The organism is Thiobacter sp. AK1, from assembly GCF_039822265.1.
Lineage (GTDB): Bacteria > Pseudomonadota > Gammaproteobacteria > Burkholderiales > Thiobacteraceae > Thiobacter > Thiobacter aerophilum.
Genome location: NZ_JBAJEX010000021.1, coordinates 1 through 4,768 on the forward strand (window position 1 = coordinate 1; position 4,768 = coordinate 4,768).

The 4,768-nt window shown below is 66.7% G+C and carries 3 protein-coding genes and 2 pseudogenes; 2 read left to right on the plus strand and 3 right to left on the minus strand.

Annotation, left to right across the window (positions count from 1 at the left end; translation table 11 throughout):
• Both V6E02_RS12840 and V6E02_RS12845 read left to right on the plus strand, forming a co-directional pair.
• Positions 1–588, plus strand: a pseudogene (locus tag V6E02_RS12840) (hypothetical protein); the annotation flags it as partial.
• Positions 585–1,458 (plus strand): annotated as a pseudogene (locus tag V6E02_RS12845) (sulfurtransferase). The pseudogenes V6E02_RS12840 and V6E02_RS12845, both read left to right, overlap by 4 nt.
• Before the next feature lie 16 nt (positions 1,459–1,474).
• Here the strand turns inward: V6E02_RS12845 and V6E02_RS12850 are convergent.
• The 3 genes from V6E02_RS12850 to V6E02_RS12860 all read right to left on the minus strand — a co-directional run bounded on the left by V6E02_RS12850 (position 1,475) and on the right by V6E02_RS12860 (position 4,651).
• Entirely contained in the window at positions 1,475–2,269 is a 795-nt protein-coding gene (locus V6E02_RS12850) for an EAL domain-containing protein (protein ID WP_347309197.1), read from the minus strand.
• Between the two features lie 7 nt (positions 2,270–2,276).
• A complete protein-coding gene (locus V6E02_RS12855) occupies positions 2,277–3,113 on the minus strand; it encodes a dienelactone hydrolase family protein (protein WP_430626807.1) in 837 nt (278 codons plus the stop codon).
• A gap of 245 nt (positions 3,114–3,358) precedes the next feature.
• Positions 3,359–4,651 carry an RNA-guided endonuclease InsQ/TnpB family protein gene (locus tag V6E02_RS12860; RefSeq protein ID WP_347309200.1) on the minus strand — a complete coding sequence of 431 codons (1,293 nt, stop codon included), beginning with the start codon at positions 4,649–4,651 and terminating at the stop codon, positions 3,359–3,361.
• Between the last annotated feature and the right edge of the window lie 117 nt (positions 4,652–4,768).

Sequence of the window (4,768 nt, forward strand, 5' to 3'; positions counted from 1 at the left end):
ACCCAGCGCCCCCACCATCGACTCGGCCAACAAACCCCTCTATCCTTCCTCCTCCAACACCAACCCGAGTGCCAAAGATGGTGGACTCATACCGGCGTCGCGCTGGTGCTGCGCCCGACCTTTGATGATGCAGCGGCCCTGGGCGGTTTGGCGGGTCTGCTGTCGGGCCTGACGTCCGCGCTGGCCTACTTGCAGGTGGCGGCGCTGTCGCGCGCCGGTGAACCCGAGAGCCGCACCGTGTTTTACTTTTCGCTAGGAGCGGCGGTCGTTGGCCTGGCCGGCACCCTGTTTCTCGGGGCCAGCCCGCTGACCACGCCCGCGGCACTGTGGCTGATTCCGATCGGTCTGTTGGCCGTGCTGGGGCAGCTGTGCATGACGCGCGCCTACGCTAGCGGCGCCACGCTGGTGGTGGCCAATCTGCAATACTTTGGCATTGCGTTTGCCGCCTTGTACGGCCTGGCGGTGTTTGGCGACCGCCTGCCGCTGAGCGGCTGGGTCGGCATGGCGCTGATCGTTGGCAGCGGCGTGGCGGCCACCTTTTTGCGCGAACGCGCCGTCCCCCGACTGCCGGCCGAGGAGCACGCATGAACGACCTGCCCTTTCCCCTCATCGACGCGCCTACGCTGCGGCAATGGCTGGCCGGCGGTGCAGCGGTGCATGTTTTTGACTGCAGCTTCGACCTGGCCGACCCGGCCGCAGGCCGGGCCCAATACCGCGCGGGCCACATCCCCGGCGCGCGCTACGCGCACCTGGATGACGACCTTAGCGCCGCAGCCGGTGACCCCACGGCTGCCAGCGGCGGGCGCCACCCCCTGCCCGCACGCGACACCTTTGCCGAACGGCTGCGCCGCTGGGGGCGCCACCCCCACGAGCCGGTAGTGGTCTACGACCGCCAAGGCGGCATGGTCTGTGGGCGGCTGTGGTGGATGCTGCGCTGGTGCGGCCACGGGCCCGTAGCGGTGCTGGATGGCGGTTGGGCCGCCTGGCAGGCCATCGGCGGGCCGATCGAAACCGGCCACGGCCCCTCCACCCCCGCGCCCGGCCATTTTGCCCTGGCGCCAGCGCGGGTCGCCCTGCGCACGGTGCACGAGGTCGCCGCTGCCCCGGGGCCGGCCGCAGCAAACCCTGATCGATGCGCGCGCCACGCCCCGCTTTCGCGGCGAGGTCGAGCCGCTCGACCCGGTCGCTGGGCACATCCCCGGCGCGCTCAACCGGCCGTTTAGCGACAATTTTGACGCCGATGGGCGCTACAAATCGCCCGATCGGCTGCGCGCCGAATTTGTAAGCCTGCTGGCGGGCCGCGCGCCGGACACCATCGTGCACCATTGCGGCAGCGGCGTCAGCGCCACCCCCAACCTGCTGGCCATGACCATCGCCGGCCTGGGCACGGCGCCGCTGTTTGCCGGCGGCTGGAGCGAGTGGTGCCGCACCCCCGGCCTGCCGTGCGCGCGCTGGTAACGCCGCGCCGGCGCGCTCAAGCCAACGCGGCCCAGTCGGGCTCGGGCAGCGCCTCCACCGCCGGACGCGCCACCAGGTAGCCCTGGAACAGCGTCACCCCGGCGTCGCGCAGCCAGTCGTATTCCGCGCGGGATTCGACCCCTTCGGCGATGACCTGCACGCCCAGCGCGCGGCAAGTGCCCAGCACGCCGCCGACGATGGCCTGCCGGGCGTGGTTGCGGTCGATGTCGCGCACCAACGCCATGTCGAGCTTGACCAGGTGCGGCTGAAACTCGGCCAACAGATTGAGCCCCGAGTACCCCGCCCCAAAATCGTCGATGGCGGTGAGAAAGCCGCGCTGCTGGTAGTCGCGCACGATCGACAGGGCGTGCTGCGGGTTGTGAATTTTCTCGGCCTCGGTCATCTCGAACACCAGGCGCTGCGGGTCAAACCCCACCTTGTGCGCGGCGGCAAGCGTGAGCCGGATGCAGGTGGCCGGCTCGTACACCGCATTAGGCAAGAAGTTAATGGACAGCCGCGCCCTCAGGCCCAGGCGCTGCGCCGTGTCAATGGCCAGCACCCGGCAAGTCTGGTCGAAACCGTAGAGCTGCTCGGGCGCAACGCCCGCGATCACCTGCCCCGCCGAGCGCCCATCGGTGCCGCGCACCAAGGCCTCGTAGGCGAAGATGTCGCGGCGTTGTGCGTCGATAATCGGCTGAAACGCCATGCGCAGCTCCTCGCCGTAGTCTTGTCGGCCACGGCAGCGCAGGCAACCCGCCACGTCGTCAGGCGTGCCGTCAAAAAAGCGCTGCAGGTAGGTCGCGGTATGCATGGAGGTATCAAACGACACCGTGGCGGGCCAACCAGTCGCGACAGCGCTGCCAGCCATCCTCGGCGGCGGCCTGCCGGTAACTCGGTCGGTAGTCGGCATGGAATGCGTGCGGCGCGTCGGGATACACGACAAAGGTGGACGCGCGCGCCGCTGGGCTGCCCTGCGCCAAGGCGGCTTTCATGCGCTCCACCGACACCAGCGGGATACCGGTGTCGGCCCCACCGTAGAGGCCCAGCACCGGGGCCTTGAGGTCGCCCACCACGTCGATCGGGTGACGCGGCTGCAACGGGTTGCGCTCGCCTTCCAGCCGCCCATACCAGGCCACCGCAGCCTTGACACGCGCGCTGTGCGCCGCATAGAGCCAGGTGTGCCGCCCACCCCAGCAAAAGCCAGTAACCGCCACACGCGCCGCGTCGCCGCCATGGGCCGCGGCCCAATCGATGCACGCATCCAGATCGCGCATCACCTGGGCGTCAGGCACCTTGGCCACCAATTCGCTGATCAGCCGGGCCAGCTCGCCATAACTTTGCGGATCGCCCTGGCGCACAAACAAATCGGGCGCCAGCGCCAGGTAGCCCGCGCGCGCGAAGCGCCGCGCGGTATCGGCGATGTACTCGTGCACGCCAAAGATTTCCGATATCACCAGCACCACCGGCAACCCGGTGCGTCCTGCAGGGGCGGCGCGGTAGATGGGGATGGACTCTTGGCCCACCGGTACCATGACCTCACCGGCCGTCAGTCCGTCGGCCGGGGTGCGGATGGAGGTTTGCGCCACCACCGGCAAAGCCGCAAGTGCGTAGCCGGCACCCAGCGCCCCACGCAAGACGGCGCGCCGGTAAGGCAACCGCCGATCCCGCAGGCGACACATCGAGCAACGCAGCCGCGTCGCGCACTCCATCGGTTTCCAGCATGGTGTATTTCCTCGTCTGGGTTGAAAACGTGGGGGCACCGCCCCCGGCGCAGCGCCCGCGATCCGTTGCCATACCCGGTTCGACTGGCGCACATCGGCATTTTTCCGATATCATGGCCGGGTCCACGATACCCTTTTGACATCCTCCCCGGCCTGAAGGCCGGAGATTCCTACTGCGCTCAGACGTGGCATTGCGCCGCTCCCGAGTCGCTTCGGTGGGTTCCTGCTTCCGACCGCCAACGCAGTTCGATCCACAGGCCATCCGGGCTGACACTGCGGGGACACCCCCGCAGCATCCCGGCAGAAGCGTCTGCCGTGTCCCGCCCTTCGTCTCGCAACACCTGCATCCCGCGAGAGAGGATGTTGACCGCGCCGACTACATCGGCGTTGCCCTCGAAGCCACATTCCACACAAGCGAACCGGGCCTGCGTCTGGCGGTTGGCCGCCGACACATGGCCGCAGCACGGGCAGGCGCGGCTCGTGTTCTGCGGCGGTACCACCACCAACCAGCCGCCCCGCCATGCCAGCTTGTAATCCAGTTGGCGACGGAACTCGAACCAGGCTTGATCGAGGATGGACTTGTTCAGGCCAGCTTTGGCCCGAACGTTTCTGCCCGGTTGTTCGGTCGTGCCTGCCGCTGACTTGGACATGTTCCTGACTGCCAGGTCCTCGATACACACCATCGCGTGGTTTTGGCTGATCGCGGTCGAGGTCTTGTGCAGGAAGTCGCGGCGGGCATTGCCGATGCGGGCATGAATGCGCTGGACTCGGGCTTTAGCATTCTTCCAGTTGTTGCTGAACTTCACTTTGCGCGAGAGCGCTTGCTGTGCCTTGCGCAAGCGCACTTCGTGCCGCCTGAAGCTGTGAAGCGGCGCAAAGAACGTGCCGTCCGAGAGCGTAGCGAACCGGGCAATGCCCATATCGATGCCGACCGCGCCACCCTGCGGAATGGGCTGCTCAACCTCGCGTTCGGTTTGGATCGACACAAACCACTTGCCGCAGGACTGGCTGACGGTGACGTTCTTCACCGTGCCGAGCACATCCCGGCTGTTGCGATAGCGCAGCCAGCCGAGCTTCGGCAGGAACAGGCGGCTGTTGCCCTGATCGAGCTTGATCTGTTTCGGGTCGGGATAGCGGAAACTGTCGTGCCGACCCTTCTTCTTGAAACGCGGGAAGTCGGCTCGCTTGGCGAAAAAGTTGCTGTAGGCGCGCTCCAGGTCCTTGAAGGTTTGTTGCAGCGGATGGACTGGTGCATCGGCTAGCCACACCGTCTCCGCGCTGTTGCGCCACTCGGTGAGCAGCTTGCACAGACCTGCATACCCGAGCTTCTTCTCGCCTTGCTCGTAGCGCTCCTTCTGCAACGCCAATGCCTTATTGTAGACGAACCGGCACGAGCCAGCGAAGCGGCGCATCTGCCGCTCCTGCTGGCCGTCTGGCCGTAACTCGTATTTGTAGGCTTGAAGTCGTTGCATTGCTCAATCATACTCTTGGTCTATGAGCGATGACAACGATATGTATGAGTCCACCACCTTTGGCACTCAGGTTGGTGTTGGAGGAGGAAGGATAGAGGGGTTTGTTGGCCGAGTCGA

Coding starts and splice junctions, on each gene's coding strand:
- V6E02_RS12850 (WP_347309197.1), bottom strand. CDS start 2,269: ATGCATACCGCGACCTACCTGCAGCGCTTTTTTGACGGCACGCCTGAC.
- V6E02_RS12860 (WP_347309200.1), bottom strand. CDS start 4,651: ATGCAACGACTTCAAGCCTACAAATACGAGTTACGGCCAGACGGCCAG.